Origin of the sequence: Paenibacillus mucilaginosus 3016 (assembly GCF_000250655.1) — a bacterium.
Classification (GTDB): Bacteria; Bacillota; Bacilli; order Paenibacillales; family NBRC-103111; genus Paenibacillus_G; species Paenibacillus_G mucilaginosus.
Genome location: NC_016935.1, coordinates 2,235,172 through 2,252,516, shown reverse-complemented (window position 1 = coordinate 2,252,516; position 17,345 = coordinate 2,235,172). Strand labels below are relative to the sequence as shown.

Sequence of the window (17,345 nt, the reverse complement as noted above, 5' to 3'; positions counted from 1 at the left end):
TCATTCGGCGACTAAGAACCGGATGTATCCTGAGTGTAGTGGGGATTTCCGGCATTCGCCAGTTTGAACGTTGGCGATTCCATCGCTACTCGTCCAAGGGATTGTTTGAAAAATACCGGATTGGTTGAATACTGAAGAAACCTTTCCTGCTTTGGTTGATTTGAACACTTTTGATCTATCTAAACTGCTTGAAATCAGGGCATCTTTGGACAAGAACATATCCGAATATAAGAAAAAGCAACTGACGCGGCCCTTAATAAATATATATTCTTGTCTCTCCGCACCCCCTCCAAAAGAAAAAGCCGCACGATAGGCGGCTTTCAAGTCGAGTATTCGTGTGTCTAGAACCCCTTTTCTATTGGCCGCCTCCATCCAGGTAAGCCTGCACCTGCTTCTGCACCTCGGCCCGGAGCTTATCCAGCCCCAGTGCCTTCAGCTCCCCGTTCAGCCTCGTGAACTGGTCTTCCCAGTCCGGAAACTGGCCGGTTTTGAGCTGCTGGACGAAAGGCTCGGCCTTCGAAGCGATATTGGCGAATTCGCCCTTCACACCCGAGTTGTCGAAGGTGAACTTGGCGAGCACCGGCGCGTAGTACGAGTCCGCCTTCGCCGAATATTCGAAGTATCTCTTCGCCGTGTCATCCAGCTCCGTATTCATACGGATCAAGGTCGGGTTCCAGGTCAGTTCATAGCCCGGGAAGGTATAATTCTTGGATTCGGACAGCAGCTTGATGCCCGTGTCGCCTACAGCTTCCCAGTGCTTGCCGGGAATCCCGTGTTCGAAAAGATCGTGATTCTCGCGGGAGGCGAACAGCCAGTCGAAGAATTTCATCGTCCGGTCGATGTTCTCCGAGGTGACCGGGATGGCGATCGAGTTGTTCGACTTGTAGTTTGTACCGATGCTCTGCGGCTTCATCTCCCGCATATTCTTGCGGAAGACGAAGAATTCCAGATCCGCTCCGGCCAGCGTATCCTGCAGCTTCTTGCGGTCTGCGGCGTACGACGACAGCGTGCCGTGGTAGGATGCCGCCTTGCCGGACATGAAGAAGGCCTTTTGGTCCTTCTGGCTAAGTACGTCCTTCTCCAGGTATTTCCGCCACATGGCCCATTTGTCATACTGCGGGAACGTGGTCTTCATCGTGCTGAACGGAGCCGGCAGCTTCGCCCACTCGGAAGCCGGGTCGCCGGCGATGACGACGTTCTTGACCGTTTGGAGATCGTCGGACAGATGCACCAGGTACGGGATGCCGCTCACCAGGATCGGCCGAACGGTCCTGCTCTCGGGCTCGTCCGAGGCCAGGATATCCTGATAGCCGCTGACTCCTCTCAGGGCAAGCGGGGTCATCCCTTTCTCATCGGCAAGCACCCGCTCGTAGAACTTCTGCAGATCCTCGTAGGAGCTGATCGGCGGCATGCCGTATTTCTCCCGGAGATCCTTGCGGAGGTAGATCACCTGGATATCATAGAAGTATTGAGTGAACGGAATCGTATAGATGTGTCCGTCACTGCGTTTGTTTGCTTCCACAAACTCGGGAGAGAACGCTTTCTTGAGTCCCGGGTAAGCATCGTTGTTATAGTATTGGTCGAGGGGTGCATACGCCCCTTGGGGGACGAGCTCCTTGAGATTCATGAATTCCGCATCGAAGACAAAATCCATCTCCTCCCCTGCGGCCATCATCAGCTTGACCTTCTGCTTATGGTCGCTGACCGGATTCCACTCGATACTGAGCTTCGTGTTCAGTGTATCCTTCGTCCGCTTCTCGAATTCCTCAAGCACGAGCGGCAGATCCTTCGGCTGGTCCCCGAACAGCATGCCCTTCAGGGTGACCGGAGGCAGATCCTTGCCGGAAGCGTCTGCGGATCCCGAAGCGGCGGGATCGTCGCCGGCGCAGGCTGCTGTAGTTCCGGCCAGGGCTGCCGTCATCAGGGCTGTCATCAGGCGTCTTATTGTCATGGATGGATCCTCCTTTTGTTCTGACTATGTCGTAGTCTCAGCTTGCAGTTATAGAGCAGATCAGCCTTTGACCGCGCCTACCATTAATCCCTTGACGAAATACCTCTGCAGGAACGGGTACAGGAGCACGATCGGACCGATCGTTACCATCGTTGTCGCCAGCCGCACCGTGATGGCCGGCGGGATGAAGTTCGGAATGGACACATCCGCCGCAATCTGGTTCACATAGTCCAGGTTGTTCATGATCCGCTGGATCAGATACTGCAGCGGGAACTTGTCCGGATCGCTGATATACAGCAGGGCGTCGAACCATTTATTCCAATACCCCAGCGCATAGAACAGTCCTACCGTTGCCAGAGCGGGCAGCGAGACCGGCAGGATGATGCGCATCAGAATGTACGCATCGTTGGCTCCATCCATCTTGGCCGATTCGGCAAGCGACTCATCGATGGAAGCGAAGAAGTTGCGGAGCAGGAACATGTTCCAGGCGCTGATCAGCCCGGGGATGATCAGGACCCAGATGGAATTTTTCATGCCGAGATACTTCGAGATCAGCAGATAGTTCGCCACCAGGCCCCCGTGGAAGAGCATCGTGAAGTAGGCATAGAAGGCGATGGCATTGCGGTACTTCACGGTCTTGACGGAGATGGCATAAGCCATGGCGCTGGTGAAGATCATCGAGAGGGCCGTGCCGGCCGCCGTAATGAAGATCGTTACGCCGTAAGCCTTGTAGATCGTCTGGTCCTGGAAGATCAGCTTGTAGGCCTCCAGGGAGAATTCCACCGGGAACAAGGTATATCCGTCCCTCAGGATGGAGGACTCGGTTGAGAAGGACGAAGACACAACAGCGACAATAGGCAGCAGGCAGTACACCGAGAACAAGGTCAGAATCAGATAGAACGAGAGCTTGAGCAGCTTGTCTGGGATGCTTTCCCGGATCATGGGCAGTCTCCTTTCTGGCAGGGATACGTTAAAAAATAGCGGACTCCGGCGCCGTCTTCTTGGCGATATAGTTGACGGTGAGCACCAGGATGAAGCCGATAAAGGACTGCAGGAAGCCGACCGCCGCCGACATGCCCATATCCCCCAGGTCCATCAGCGCTCGGAAGACATAGGTGTCGATGACGTCCGTTGTCGGGTACAGGGCCGGGTTTCGTCCGATGATCGCGTAGATCAGTCCGAAATCCCCGTTGAAGATCCCCCCGACCGCCAGGATCGTCAGCAGGATCACCGTCGGCTTCAGCAGCGGCAGGGTGATGAAGCGGATTTTCTGCCAGCGGGTGGCCCCATCGATGGATGCCGACTCGTAGATATCGGGGTTGATCCCGGCAATTGCAGCCATGTAAATGATCGCACCGAAGCCGGCCCCATGCCAGATCTTCAGCAGCACCAGAATCGCAGGCCAGTACTGGGGCGAGGAGAGGAAAGCGACCGGCTGTACGCCGATCATCCCGAGGAGCTGGTTGATGAAGCCTCCTTCCGTCGCCACGAAGGCGGTCATGAACATCGCCACGACCGTCCAGGAGAGAAAATGCGGGAAGATCATCACGGACTGGGAGATCATCTTGAACCACGGGCTGCCCAGCTCCGTCACCATGACCGCGATCGCGACCGAAGCCAGGGTGCCGAAGGCGATGAACAGCACATTGAGCAGCACCGTATTCCTGACAATAAGCAGCCAGTCCTTCGAATGGAAAAAGAACTCGAAGTTCTTCAGTCCGACGAACGGGCTTCCCGTGATGCCCTTCACTGCTTTGAAATCCTGGAAAGCAATCACGATGCCGCCCATCGGAACGTAGCAGAAGATAAAGAACCAGACGATCCCGGGCAGCGCCAGGACGTACAGGAATTTATTGCGTATGAGTTCGTGGAAGAATGCGCCCAGAACTCCGCGCTGCTGTCCCGAGAGCTTCTTCTGCAGAAGCTCGGGTTGTTTCATAACCGTACCGCTCATATCCATCCTCCTTCGCATGTCATCTGCTCATGAGCTCAGAATAGGCGATGCCGGCACCATCCGAAAGTGTGGAATCACGAGAAAGACACTGATTTTTGATACCAGAGGTACTTTAAAATCCGACCAAACCCTTTAATTCCTGCCTGCCGCCTCGTCCATCCCCTCGCCGCGCTGCGTTTTACGGAAGTGGTCCGGTGTTCTGCCGCAGTATTTCTTGAAGGAGACATAGAAATAGTTCGTATTCTCGAAGCCTACCATCTCGCCGATCCGGTTCGCCGGAAACTCCGTACGGAGGAGAAGCTCCTTCGCCTTCTCGAACCGGTACTCGCTGAGGTATACATTGATCGAGACGCCGGAGATTTCCTTGAATACGCGTCTCATGTAATTCGTCGATAATCCGCCGACTTCCACAAGAGACTCCACCGTCAGGGTTGGATCGGTGTAATGCTCGTGGATATGGGCCTTGATTCGATCCACGATCAGCCGGTTCTTCCGGGAGGCTTCGCGGTCCCGCTGTTCCACGGCCCGGCCGCAGAGGTCCAGGTACCACTCGCGGATCTCCGTGAGGGTCTCCCACTGGTACAGCCGCTGGCCCAGATAGCCGATACCGAGGCGGAACTCCTCCCCCGCCGCGCCCATGGCAGCCGCTGTGCGTGCGGTGGAGATGAGCAGCTGGGTCAGCAGCAGCATCATCTCCTCATAGGGGGCCCGCTGCAGCAGCGCGGTGTACTCCTCCACGGCGGCACGGGTCCGCGCCAGATCGCCGAGCTTGATGCTGTCCACCACCTGCTTCTCCATAGCGGAGGCATACCCGTCATGAAGCGGCTCGCGCGCCGCCTCAAATCCGGCGGGAATCATGCTCCCTCTGCCGAGCACGAGACGATAGCGCGAAGCATGATAGGCAGAGGTCCAGGAGGCCGGGATCCCGGCCAGATCCTCTGCCCTCGTACCGATGGCGGCTGAAACGCTGAGCTTCAGGTAGTGCGACGCGCTCTGCTGGATAGCCTGCAGCAGCACCGGGAGCGCCTCTTCCCGCGAGGCCTCCGTTTCGCCCAAATCGGAGGATACGATCAGGGTCACGGCATCTTCCGCTTCTTCGAACGCCGTCACGGCCCATCGGCTCCCGCCCATTTCTTCGGCAATATTGCACAGGGCATACTTCAGGAGCGCAAGGTCGGCCGTGCTGTAGGAGGCGGAGAGCTGTCCGTAGGCATCGAGCCGGAGCAGGCACACCTGCAGCGGTCCTTCCGCCAACTGAATTCCGGCATCCTGAAGCTTGCGGGCCATCTCGCCCGCATCCGTCCAGCCGCCCGCGGTCAGCATGCGGAGCGTGTCCCTGCGCCTCGCGGACTGATAACCGGCTGCCCGGACCTGCAGATCCTGCACCTTCTGCTCCAGATAGCTGAAGGCGCCGGAGAGCATGTCCAGCTCGGAGAGCGAGGGCCTTTGCCGGACTTCCCCATGCAGTCTCCGCACGTCCGTGATCAGACGGTGAATCGGACTGTAGATCATCCGGGTGAAGAAGGCGGCGGAGAGCAGCACCACCCCAAGCAGGATGGCGGTCACCCACAGGATAAAGCGCTTGATCTCGTGGACCCGGCCGAGCAGCGTCTCATAATTGATCAGTCCGATGAAGGTCCAGCCGAGACTCTCCGACTTGATATAGAAGGCACGGTGGTCCTTCCCACCGCGTGTGAGCTCCAACGTCCCCTTCCCCATCCGGCTCCCAAGGATCTGCTCTACATAGCTCTCATCCGACAGGTTCCTGTTGATCTGCGTGCTGTCCGAGTGGGAGACGACGGTCCCCTGCCGGTTGATGATCATCGATTGAAAGGAGCGGCTTCCCGTCCCGTTCATCACCATGTTCTGCAGCAGCCGCTGATCCAGATTCAGCACCATCGCCCCGCTGCTCACCCGGTCCTCCCTCGATTGGAGATACACGATGGAGATCAGGTGCTGGTCGTATGCCCTGCCGTTAAGCTCGAATGCCGCACGCCGCGGAATAAAGATGCCCGAACGGTACGGTTCCGTGCTCTCCAGCAGCTTCAGCAGGTCCCGGTCGTAGAACTCGTCGAACGGCCGTACCGTAGACAGGGACGAGAAGACAAGCTTTTCCTGAAAATTGAACAGGTAGACGGAGTGCACCAACGGATTCGAGCTCGCCGCCTCGTAAAGCTTGCTGCCGATCCGCCCCAGCTCGGGCGTACTGAAATTCCTGCCATAGAAGGCCGGCTGAAGCTCCGTGCTGGTGAAGAGGCCCGCAAAGTGGTTGTAGGTCGAATTCAGCAACACACTCGCTGTATTGTAAGACTGCTCAATCGCCCTGTCGGTGGAGGAGGTGATCTCCCCGGTCAGCTGTGCCGATACCCTGGAGGTGACAATGATCGTAAGAACGCCGATCACCACCAGCCCCACCAGCAGGTAGGACAGGATAATGCGGATCAATAACGGTTTGTGGAGCATGAAGGCTTTGATTCGCTGCATGTGCAGTCCCTCCCGTTCACTGAACTGAATGCGGTTACATTTCCGCAGCAAAAACAGCATACCATAGGGCGGCATGCTGTTTTTTAAGGAGCTTGTGCGGATTTTTAAGGAGTTGGAAGGCACTGGAAACCCTGTGATCGGCATTCAACAAAAAAATCAACCTGGCATACAGGCGCCAGTCAGTCCGTAGGCCCGCTTTCTTCCTCCCGCACCATCCCTCCGTCCCTGCTCTCGCGGATCCGGATGCCCAGGTCCTTCCCGTCCCCGTTCATGCCGTGGATCGAGATCTCCTGGACCCGGCCGTCCGTCAGCGTGACGCGGATGAGGTCTGCCGAGAAGGCTTCGGCCGACCGGATGGCCGACGTTCCTTCATGCGGCTCCAGGATGGCGATGAAGGCAGCTTCCCTCCCCTTGCTGCGGATGCTGACCGTCTTCCTCCGTGCCGGATCGAGGCCTGCCGGGTAGTCGCCGCCAAGAACCGACTCGAACGACGCGGCCTTCACGCCGGTCAGGTCGAATACGGCTGCGGCCGGAAGCTGTGGATCGAGCGGCTCGAACGGCAGCGCGGCCGGGTACGGCATGCCTGCAAGGTGCACCGGACCTCCATAATAATCGGTCCCTGCCCCGCTCCCCCTATCCACGTTCTCGTACCGGACGGGGAGCTCGGTCACAGGCAGGCGCCGGCCGTCAGCGAGGATGACAACCGGATCTCCCCAGAACACCGTCTTCTTCACCGACCGGTCGACAGTGACGCGAAGGCGGAGCTCGCGTGTCCCCTCCAGGGGGACGCTGACCTGCCGGGTGCCCAGAATCCAGGCCCCGAACCGGCCCTCGGCCAGAACCTCCCCGTCGCCCGTTACTTCGTAGGTGACGCGCTTGTTCACCGGGTCCGCTTCCGCATACCAGCCCGTCATGACCTCCTGACGCGGGGGCCAAAGCGAGTGAAGATGAAGATGCATCCTGCCCTCTTCATTGTGCAGGATATGCCGGCCGGCGCTGTCATCCCGCTGCCGGTCATAATGGTGGGAGAAACGGACCTTCGCCGGTCCTCCGCACGCATACCAGTCGCAGTCCGTGATGAACTGGCCGGCTCCATACGGATCCCCGTTCATCTGGCCCGTGTGCCGCAGATGCCGCAGCTCCCGGGCTTCGAGCCCCTCGAACCCCTGGTAGTGGTGCAGGGAGTCGAAGGTATGCTCCTCTTCCCCTCTCAGATAGTCGGCCACCACGACATAGTCATCCGTCACGGCTACCAGCCTTCGCTGCAGCACCGGTTCGGAGGATGTCCCCGTATCCCCTTGAGCTCTCGGCACCGGGGGAACCGGCATGTCCCTTCCCTCAATCCAGCCCCGCTCCTCCGGGAACGATTCCGGGTAAGGGGTCTGGCCGCCGTAAGGCGGGTCCATCCACCGGGCCGTCGTCTCCACCGCGCAGGCCTGAAGCATCTCGCCGCTGTGAAACAGCAGCCGCTTCGCTTCCGCCGGCTCCTGCATGCGCTGGTCGACCGCCACCATATTATGGGACAAGGACGCCTGCACCCACATTTTGAACAGGAAGGAACCATAGCCGTACCAGGATGCCAGCGGCCCGTATGCATTCTTCCCGTGGCGCATCAGCGCGGTAAGGGCCGTACGGTCGAAATGTCCGTGATAGCCCCCGTGCGAACCGTACTTGATTACCGCCGTTATCGGGGCGCTGTTCCCTGCGGCATCCCGGCGGGAGCGGAGGATGGCAAGCCCCGTATTGTCGGCACAGGCGGACCTCTCGCTGTGATCGGCCGGCGGCTCGGGCAGCTCGCCGACACCGTACAGGAGGTCCCGCCGGTCCGCGCCCCGGATCACCGAGACATAAGACGGATCCCGCCATACATGGTAGGCGAGGTCGTACCACCGGACCATATCCTTGGCCGTGGAGTCGTTCACGCCGAACAGGATGCCTCGGCCGTCGGTGAACGGGAGCATCGCATCCCACACGTCCTTGACGGTACGGTAGTTCCGGGTGACCGGGCCGAGCTTGTCGAAAGACATGCCGAGGAATGGCCGGTCCGTGCGCTCCGTCCAGGGCGACAGCATCGCGTTCTTCCGGTAGGCAGGGCGGACCCGCAGGTCCTTCAGCCCCAGCCCCCACGGCTCGCAGGCATGCACCAGCCTCGTGAACATATCCGCGAAGAGCACCACATAATTGCTCGCCCCTTCAAAATACCAGCCGTCATCCATAACGCCTGCGGCCACCATGTCCTTGAAGCCCCCGGGCCCGTCGATAAACCGCCGCACCCAGCGCATATCCTGTATCGCCAGCGCGCAGAGCAGCGCTCCGGCCATGCCGCCGGACGGGATGTTGTTCGTATCCCCGTCCGTAATCATCCAGTCCGCCTTCTCGATATAGATCCGGAAGGCGGACTCGATGCGGCGGTGATCCTCTGCCGAGAAGGCACCGGAGTCATGCAGCAGATCGTAGCAGGAGGCGGCGTCCAGCATGAATTCGCCTTCGTGGATAAGTCCCCCGCCGCACACCTTCGGCCCCCGCGGTGTCCGCAGCTCCAGCTCTTCCGCCGCCGCATAGATGTGAAGATACGGGGAATCCGTCGCCGGATACCCGCTCTCCTCATTGGCTAACCGCTTCAGCAGGAGAGCGGCCTTGTCCCGGAACTCCGGCCGGCCGGTGAGCTTCCAGGCCACGGATGCGGCATGGAGGTTGAAGCGTTCGGCAAGCTCGAACGCATAAGGCTCGCCCGCGCCCCGTGTCTCGGGAACGATCCATGCTTCAGCCGTCCGGACGCAAGCCTCCAGCTCCTTCCGCGCCCATGCGTACGTCTGCACATGGCGCTGCACCTCTTCCCAGCCGGCTTCCGTATGAAGAATATACGGATGCGGCATCGCCCTGGCCGTATACAGCTTCAGGCGCTTCGCCCGGCTGGAATCCCCGTTCGGCAGCGCATAGAGCTGATGCTCCTCGCAGCCCCCCGGCGCGATCCCCTCATGCATGACTGCCGTGAATGCCGCCTCTCCCGACTCGCCCGGCTGCAGCAGCAGCATCGCGGGCTCCAGCCTCGTCTCCATGGACTCGTACCCGTACTGCTCGACACCGAGCACCACGGCCTGCCGCTCCTTCGACTCGTTGCGCACGGTGAGATTGTACCGCACCGTCTCTCCCGGCAAGGCGGACCTGGAGAGGCGCTCGGCATGCATCCGCAGGCCTCCCTTGGCTTGTAGCCGGATGCGGCGGATCGGCATGGGTTCCGCCTGTTCTCCGCTCGCGTACCTCACCGTCAGGCCGACCTTGGTGATCAGCCGCCAGAAGGCCGGCGCCGCCCGCTTGGCATCGAACCGCTCGAAGGCGGCTTCCACCGGAGTCCAGCCTTGACCCGTAACGGCCAGCACGGCAGTCGTCACCGGAATATATTCCGGTCGGCCGATGCACAGCGGGTACACTTTCACCGTAAGCTCCACGACAGTACCCGCCGGGACCCACACTTCCAAGGCCAGCGCTTCCCAGGACCTCCAGTCCTCTGCGTGGTCATATTGGAATACGGCTTCCACTCCCGGGCTCACTGCAGCGCTTGGTATGGCGTCATCAGCCGCTTCTCCCACCCGCAGATTCATCCCGCTCCAGGCACGAAGATCTTCGATGCGTTTCATTGGCTCACTTTCCCTTCATCATACGGTGGATGCTCTCCAGTATGCGACCCGCTCTGATTCAGGGGTACTGCAAATTCTGGTGAATACACTGAATGACGAAGGAAGCACGCATCAAAATATAACGATTTCATCAGACTATGGCTAAGCGCCAATTCTTATAAAATAAAAAGCGGAACAGGCCTCTTACGCCCGTCCGCTCTTATACTCATGCGGCAGCTTGCCGAACTGCTTCTTGAACATGTCGCTGAACTGGCGGGCATTGTTGTAGCCTACCGCTTCGGCGATCTCGTAGATCATAAGCTCCGTGTGCAGCAGAAGCTTCACCGCCCGGTTCATCCGCACTTCCGTCAGGTACTGCTTGAAATTCTGACCCGTGTGCTTTTTGAAGAAGGAGCTGAAATAATAAGGGTTCATATAAACCAAGGAGGCCATACTCTCGAGCGTGATATTCTCCTGGTAGTTCCCCTCGATGTAGTCCTTGACCAGCTTCATCTGCTGCGCTTCCTTGGCCCCGCTGCCGGCCCGCAGCCTGCCGAGCATCCCCCGGAGCTCTCCCGTGACGAACCGCTTCACTTCCTCGAACCGGCCGTACCCCTGCATCGTCCGCAGCCAGCCCTGCTGCTCCTGCGCCGAAGCGGGAGCGCCAATGCCCACCTTCTGCAGTCCCTCCATGAGCTCGAAGAGCAGCGTATAACAGCTGGCCACGGCAGCTTCCTTGCTGCCTCCGGCCTCCAGGGCGATCCGCTCGAACAGCTCGCCGAGGATCTCCAGCGCCCCCTCCTCTTCCTTGGCCAGCAGGGACTGCAGCAAGGAATCCTTCAGCCCGCCGCTCCACCCGGAGGCCGAAGCGCCCGTCTCCCGCGGGGGCATCCACTGGTGGGCCCGTCCGGTACCGTCAAAATAACTCGCCTGCAGCGCCTCGCGGGCAGCCAGGTAAGACGCCCGGATCCCTTCGAGCCCCGAAGCCTGCCCCCCTACGCCTACGGTCACGCCGGTCTTCAGATAGCCGCGGATCTTCTCCACCATCTCCTCCGCGAGCTGGAACATATCCCGGCCCGGCGCGTGGTTGACGATGAGGCACAAGCCGTCGGTCCGGCCCAGTACCACGACGGCGTCCTTCTCCTTCACCAGCTCCTCGCACAGATTCGTGACGGCGAACAGCAGCAGTCGCTTCTCATGCTCCTCCCAGCTTCCGGAGTGATGCTCCTCGAGCTCCAGCTCCAGAGCGGTATAGCAGGGGAACGGCAGCTCGGCCTTCAGCTTCCCGAGCAGCCGCTTCGCCTCCTCCGTCCGGATCTCCCCCCTGGCAAGGCGGTCGAAGAGCTCCTCGACCTGGGAACTCATATCCTTCTGTTCATAGACCGCCAGCCTGCCCTTCGTGCCGAGCTCCTCCGTCTCCTCCCGGACCAGATGGACGGCTTTCCCGATGGCGGCTAGCAGGGCGTCCTTCTCGATCGGCTTCACCAAATAGTCGACCGCCCCGTAAGCAATCGCATCCTTGGCATAGGCGAAGTCCTGGTAGGCGCTGACGAAGATCACTTTGGTCCGGAGCTTCCGCTCGTTGACCCACTTGATGACATCGATGCCCGTGCCGTCGGGCATGCTGATATCCGTGATCACCAGATCCGGCTTCTCCTGTTCGATCAGATCCATCAGCCCTTGGCCCGTCCAGGCCTCCCCGACGATGCGGACCCCGAGCTCTTCCCAGGGGATCAGCTTCCGGAGCCCCCGGATGATGACCGGCTCGTCATCCGCCAATATGGCGTTCAGCATCTGCATTCCCCTCCTTCTGATAAGGCAGCGTCATCCGTATGGATGTCCCGATATGGCGGCTGGAGCTCACTTCGATCCCGAAGTTCCCTCCATACAGCCCCTGGATGCGGTCATGCACATTCTTCAGACCGATGCTCCCGAACTCGCCTGCCGTGCGGCTCCCGAGCTTGCTCCGGACCTTCTCGAGCGTCTCTTCGGTCATACCGACTCCGTCGTCGTCCACGGTTATGCAGAGAAGCTCCCCGGGCAGCAGCTCGGCCGTAATGCGGATATTCCCCTTGCCGGATTTCGGCATAATCCCATGATAAACCGCGTTCTCGACCAGCGGCTGGATGGACAGCTTGGGCACCGCCGCACCGAGCAGGCCGGCGTCGAACCGAAAATCGAGCGAGAGCCGGTGCTCGCCGTACCGGTACACCATCAGGCGGAAGTACTGCTCGATATTGCTTTTTTCGTCGAGGAGGGTCACGGTCTCCTGTCCGTAATCCAGCACATATTTGAGCTGATGCGACAGCGAGAGGATCATGTCGCCGACCTCCTGGTCATCGTTGGCCACGGCGCTCATTCGGATCACTTCGAGCGTGTTGTACAGATAATGGGGCCGGATCTGGCTCTTCAGGGCGCTGAGCTCCGCCTGCTTCTGCTTGATCTGCGCCACGTACACCTCGTCGATATAGCTCTGCAGCCGCACGACCATCTTGTTGAAGCCGCGGCCGAGCAGCCCGATCTCGTCATCCGTCTTCACCGTCACCCGAGTGTCGAAGTTCCCGGATTCCACCTTGGTCATCTCGCGGGTAATGGAGCGGATCGGACCTGAGAAGCGCCTCGAGAACAGGAGCGCGACGATGAGCAGCGAGACGGCACACAGCAGAATCACGACCAGGACGGTATTCATCATCTGGGTGACGGTCCGGAACAGCTCTTCCTTGTAGATTTCCCCGACGACCTTCCAGCCGTTCCCTGCGATCTCCCGCTCGGTCCGCAGGTATTCGCCGGACTCGGCAGGCGTATAGACCTGTCCGATCCGCTCCGACCGGTTGCTGTACAGCACATTCCCGCTGCCGTCCAGCACATACACCGTATCCTTCGGATTCAGCGCCAGCTGGCCGAATATCTCGTCGAACGCCCCCATCCCCACATCCATATAGAGCGTACCCACGATATGCTCCTGCAGGCCGGCCATGGAGATGTCCAGGAGATTGCGTGCGAAGGTCATGACCGGAGGGTTCGTCCCGGTATGGTAGGTCTGCTTGTGGGACGGGAAAAAGGCCAGATTCCTGCTGTCTTGAAGCAGCTCAGTTTTCCATTCGGGGGCCGGGAACGAAACCCGGAAATCCATGCTTTTGTTCTCCTTGGTCAGCCGCTGGGTCGTGCCGTCCGGGAACACGAAGAAGATATTCTGCAGGTAGCTGTCCGTATACAGTACTGTGCGGAGGAAGTCGTCCACCGTGGAGGCCAGCCGGTAATCCCCCGTCTTCTTCTGGGCGGAGATCGCTTCCCCGAGATGACCGTACCTGCCCTCGACTCCGTACGAATACATCACCTTGGAGATATTATTGTACTTGGCGTACATGTCGTCGACGTTACGTCCGGCGTACAGCAGCATTTGTTCATAGTTGTTGACCGTGTACCGTTCCATGTAGCCGCTGAAGGTGTTGAGCGACAGATAGCTCAGGGCCAGCAGCGGAAGAAGTCCCACGAGAATGAAAGACAAGGTGAATTTGGCGAAAATGCTTTTGCGCAGACGCGAGAAGGTCGACCTGTACACGGGGTTCCGCTCCTTGTAAGCATGTCATTTGTATTATCATAGCAGGTTCCGGCGGACTTACCTACCGTTTCGGCCGGATTCCAGCAGACTCCAGCACGGTTCGGCCGGACGGCTGCTCACGCGTCTCTTAAGCATACAGGAAAGTCCCTGCAGGCATGGCTGCAGGGACCTGCTATAGGGAACCGTACTGCGCACCCGCGCTGAGGGGATGATGCTCCGCGGGTTCGCATGGTTCCCTTACGTCACTTTACGTGCTCCGTCCGGCTTACCAGTAGGGCTTCCAGTTCTTCAGCACGCGGACCAGCGCTTCGAAGTAGAAGTAATCGCCCCAGATGCAGCATTCGTCGATGCCCATCCCCCGCGGCTTGTTGTAGACCGCATGCTTCAGCACGCCGTTCGAGTGCGGCAGCTCCGCCGTCGTGAAGCTTCGCCCAAGCGAAGCGAGGATCTCCAGCGCCCGGTCCTCATATCCGCGCTTATCGGGATCGGCAGCCGGCAGATGCTTCGTCAGCTCGAGCATGGCGCACACCGCAATCGCCGAAGCCGAGCTGTCCCGCTCCTGCTCCGTGCCTTCCGTGAAGACGAGATCCCAGTAGGCGACGCCGTCCTCCGGAAGACGGGTGAGGAAGTAATCCGTCAGCCGCTTGGACAGAGAGATCATCGATTCATCCCCGGTATAGAGATAGCTCAGCAGGAAGCCGTACATCCCCCACGCCTGGCCTCGGGCCCAGCAGGAATCGTCCGCATAGCCCTGATGCGTGCTGCCGTGCTTCGGCGCCCCGGTCTCGACATCCATATAGAAGGTGTGGTAGGTGGTGTCGTCCTCTCTGACAATGTACCTGGCGGCCTGCGCCGCATGAGTCCTCGCATACTCGGCATAATGCGGCTCACCCGTAACCTCCGAAGCCCAATAGAGGAGCGGCAGGTTCAGCAGGCAGTCGATGATCATGCGTCCGCACTGCTCGGGGTCGTTCAGATCGCCCCATGCCTGAATGATGCCCGCTTGGGGAAAGTAGCGCGCCGCAAGCAGATCCGCCGCCTTGAGCGCGGTCTCCTTCGCCGTTTCACTGCCGGTCCGTCTGTACTCGGCCACCGCAGAGAGCGAATACAGGAAGCCGAGGTCATGCGTCTGCGTCTCGATTCTCTCCTCAATGCGCTTTCGGTAGCTTGCAAGCTGGTATTCCGCCGCCTCCCTGTACTTCGCTTCGCCGGTCAGGTCGTAAGCCAGCCAGAGCATGCCCGTCCAGAAGCTTGAAGTCCATTCGATGTTATCGATGGCGGGATATACGTCCCCCTCGCTGGCCGGTGCCGGGTAGGTATCCCGGAATACCGGCAGATTGCGGTCGATCACCTCCAATACGAAGCGTGCCGCCTTCTCAAAATCCGCCCGGGTGGGGCTTGGGTCGTTCCCCGCTCCGCCTGTGCGGCTGTCCTTCATCTCCGTCTCCATTTTCTCTTTGCTCCTCTCCGTCTATCCCTGATCATCCGCCTGAGCCGGACGCCTTACGGCTGAACCCTCTCCCAGCCGACGATGCGGTACTGCTCTCCGGCATATCCGCCCTGCCGCTCCATCTTCCCGGCCGCGCCGCCGTTCCACGTCAGCTTCACCCAGTTGTAGGAGCCGTCACGGTAAGCAAAGGTGCTGCCGTCGTCTTCATACAGGTGAAGCTCCCCGGGCCGGTCACCATAGGCTCGGATTGTGAGATCGAAGGACGCATCGTCCGGGACGCTCGTCTGCGGCACGGCAAGCGGCAGGAGCGTATGGTCCTTGACGAAGACCGGAATGCGCTCCAGCGCCGGCTGCACGCTGTAAGTCCGCCCGCCTTCATAGGCTTCGCCCGTCCAGAAGTCCCGCCAGCGGCCGCCCGGAAGATAGACCTCTCTGCCGGATGTGCCTGTCACCAGCGGGGCCACGAGGATCGAGTCGCCCATCATGTAGGCGTCGTCGATGCCGTACGTGTTCGAATCCTCCGGGTAGTCCATCACCAGCGCCCGGAAGGGAGGCCGTCCTTCGAAGTGGTACCTCGCGAAGCTCGTGTACAGATACGGAATGAGCGACATGCGCAGCTCGAAGAGGCTTCGGCACAGGTCCCTGAGAGTCTCATAATCTTCGAAAAATTCGCCTCCCACGTTCTTCTCGCGGTCGGTCTGCATCCATGGGGGATTCGGGATGCGCCAGCAGTTCAGCAGCGCAAGCGGCGAGAAGATGACGGTCTGGATGCGCCGGACCAGATCCTCGGCCGAATCCGCCTGCCGGACCTCCGGCGACCAGAGCAGCCCGGAGAAGCCGCAGTTCACCACACCGCGGATGAAGACCTTGTGGTTGTAGAGATCGCTGTACAGCACGAACGGCTGAGGCGCCGCCAGTGCCCCGGAGGCCCGGACCTGCGAGAAGGTCCGCCTGCCCGCCGCTTCGAAGGGAGCCGCAATGGCCGACTGGTACAGGGTGCCGAGCTGGTTGTGCATCTGCTCCCCGTCCATGCCCGACGGGAAGTCCGCCGTATCGGGGAAGGACCAGTTCGAATGCACGTAATCCGAGCTGTCGCACTCGTCCAGCTTGAAGCCGTCGATGCCCTGTTCGACGAATTCCCGGAGATGATACGCCGAGAAAAGGTCCCGGGCCTCCTCCACCGAGAGGTCGGGGACGAGTCCTTCCCACACCTCGTCGCTTCCCGAGTGGGGCAGCAGCCCCTCATACATCGGGGAGGTCGGGTGCACGAAGAGATGCTCCCAGAGATTGACCTTATAGCCCATCTCCCGCAGCCGGCCGAGCATGGCCTGGCGTCCCGGGAACCGGCCCTCGTCCCAGACGAAGGAGCAGGAGTACGCCCGGGTCTGCCAACCGGGCTCGAAGCCGAACACGTCGACCGGCATCCGGTCCCGGCGGAACCCTTCGGACAGACGCACCACGTCCTCGGTCCGGGCCGCGCTGTAAGCGCGGTACCAGACCCCGAGGCCCCAGGCCGGAGGCAGGCAGCCCCCGCCCGAGAACAGATTGTAGCGCTGCACCGCCTGCAGCAGGTCCGGCCCTTCGAAGAAATACACGTCGATGCCTTCGGCTGCAGGCACATCGACCAGAACGGACCGGTCCCCCTGCGCCGTCTGGTAGCCGTACAGCTCGATCTCCGAGGTGCCGACCTCCTTTTTCTCGTTCCGGCGGTGCGCGGAAGCTCCCTTCGGGAGATTCGTGCCGCAGTAGAACGCGGCATACCTCGCGGTATCTACGAGCACACCGTAGCCTGCCGTCGACACATAGAACGGCACCGGCGCATGGCTGTCGCCCGTATCGGCCACAGGATCGCTGTTCACGCGGATGACCTTCTTGCGTCCCGTATGATTGATGCGGTGCAGCTGCAGACCGAAGCCGTAGATCTGCTCCTCCGCCCCCAGCGGAAGCTCGATCCGGATGCCCCTGCGCGTGCGCTGCACCCCAATGTCTTCCAGCGGAATCGGCGGCTCTCCGCCGCAGATCAGCTTCTCCAGCGCCTCCTGACGGATCTCATGATCCCTGAGACTTACCGGCGTATGTTCTTCCGGCTGGCCCCAGCGCAGCTTCCACACTCCATTTGCAATACGTTCCATGGCACTTCCCTCTTTTCCCGGATTCGGAGGAAGATTTCCTCCAGGTTTGCCCCTATTATAGCCCTCGCCCCGCAGAAATGGAGTGCGGTTATTTAAGAGGAACCTGCGCTTTTTTAATGGATCTCGCCTCTCCCTCACTTTCGATTCCAAAATAAAAAAATTCCCCCTCGGATCGTTGATGCACCCAAGGGGGGA

At 60.1% G+C, this 17,345-nt stretch carries 10 protein-coding genes; all 10 read right to left on the bottom strand.

The window, feature by feature from the left end; all coding sequences use genetic code 11:
- The 10 genes from PM3016_RS38095 to PM3016_RS10040 all read right to left on the bottom strand — a co-directional run bounded on the left by PM3016_RS38095 (position 1) and on the right by PM3016_RS10040 (position 17,150).
- Positions 1-372, bottom strand: a complete 372-nt coding sequence (locus PM3016_RS38095; RefSeq protein ID WP_148279676.1) for a hypothetical protein — start codon at positions 370-372, stop codon at positions 1-3.
- Positions 356-1,951 carry an extracellular solute-binding protein gene (locus PM3016_RS10080; protein ID WP_014369352.1) on the bottom strand — a complete coding sequence of 532 codons (1,596 nt, stop codon included), beginning with the start codon at positions 1,949-1,951 and terminating at the stop codon, positions 356-358. Before PM3016_RS10080 ends, PM3016_RS38095 begins: the two co-directional genes overlap by 17 nt.
- A gap of 60 nt (positions 1,952-2,011) precedes the next feature.
- Positions 2,012-2,893, bottom strand: coding sequence for a carbohydrate ABC transporter permease (locus PM3016_RS10075; protein WP_013915430.1), 882 nt, complete (start codon positions 2,891-2,893; stop codon positions 2,012-2,014).
- Positions 2,894-2,921: 28 nt separating this feature from the next.
- Positions 2,922-3,905 carry an ABC transporter permease gene (locus tag PM3016_RS10070; RefSeq protein WP_014369351.1) on the bottom strand — a complete coding sequence of 328 codons (984 nt, stop codon included), beginning with the start codon at positions 3,903-3,905 and terminating at the stop codon, positions 2,922-2,924.
- Between the two features lie 132 nt (positions 3,906-4,037).
- A complete protein-coding gene (locus tag PM3016_RS10065) occupies positions 4,038-6,389 on the bottom strand; it encodes an AraC family transcriptional regulator (protein WP_014369350.1) in 2,352 nt (783 codons plus the stop codon).
- Positions 6,390-6,568: 179 nt separating this feature from the next.
- The gene (locus PM3016_RS10060; protein WP_014369349.1) at positions 6,569-10,027 is read right to left on the bottom strand and encodes a COG1470 family protein; all 3,459 of its coding nucleotides are present in this window, start codon (positions 10,025-10,027) and stop codon (positions 6,569-6,571) included.
- Positions 10,028-10,210: 183 nt separating this feature from the next.
- On the bottom strand, positions 10,211-11,800 hold the full coding sequence (locus PM3016_RS10055) for a response regulator (protein ID WP_013915424.1): 1,590 nt from the start codon (positions 11,798-11,800) through the stop codon (positions 10,211-10,213).
- Positions 11,775-13,568: a cache domain-containing sensor histidine kinase gene (locus PM3016_RS10050; RefSeq protein ID WP_014369348.1), complete on the bottom strand. Its 1,794-nt coding sequence runs from the start codon at positions 13,566-13,568 to the stop codon at positions 11,775-11,777. The genes PM3016_RS10055 and PM3016_RS10050 overlap by 26 nt, the downstream gene beginning before the upstream one ends.
- 265 nt (positions 13,569-13,833) lie before the next feature.
- Positions 13,834-15,018 (bottom strand): glycoside hydrolase family 88 protein, encoded by a 1,185-nt coding sequence (locus tag PM3016_RS10045; protein ID WP_014369347.1) that lies wholly within the window; start codon positions 15,016-15,018, stop codon positions 13,834-13,836.
- A gap of 53 nt (positions 15,019-15,071) precedes the next feature.
- A complete protein-coding gene (locus PM3016_RS10040; RefSeq protein ID WP_014369346.1) occupies positions 15,072-17,150 on the bottom strand; it encodes a glycoside hydrolase family 31 protein in 2,079 nt (692 codons plus the stop codon).
- Between the last annotated feature and the right edge of the window lie 195 nt (positions 17,151-17,345).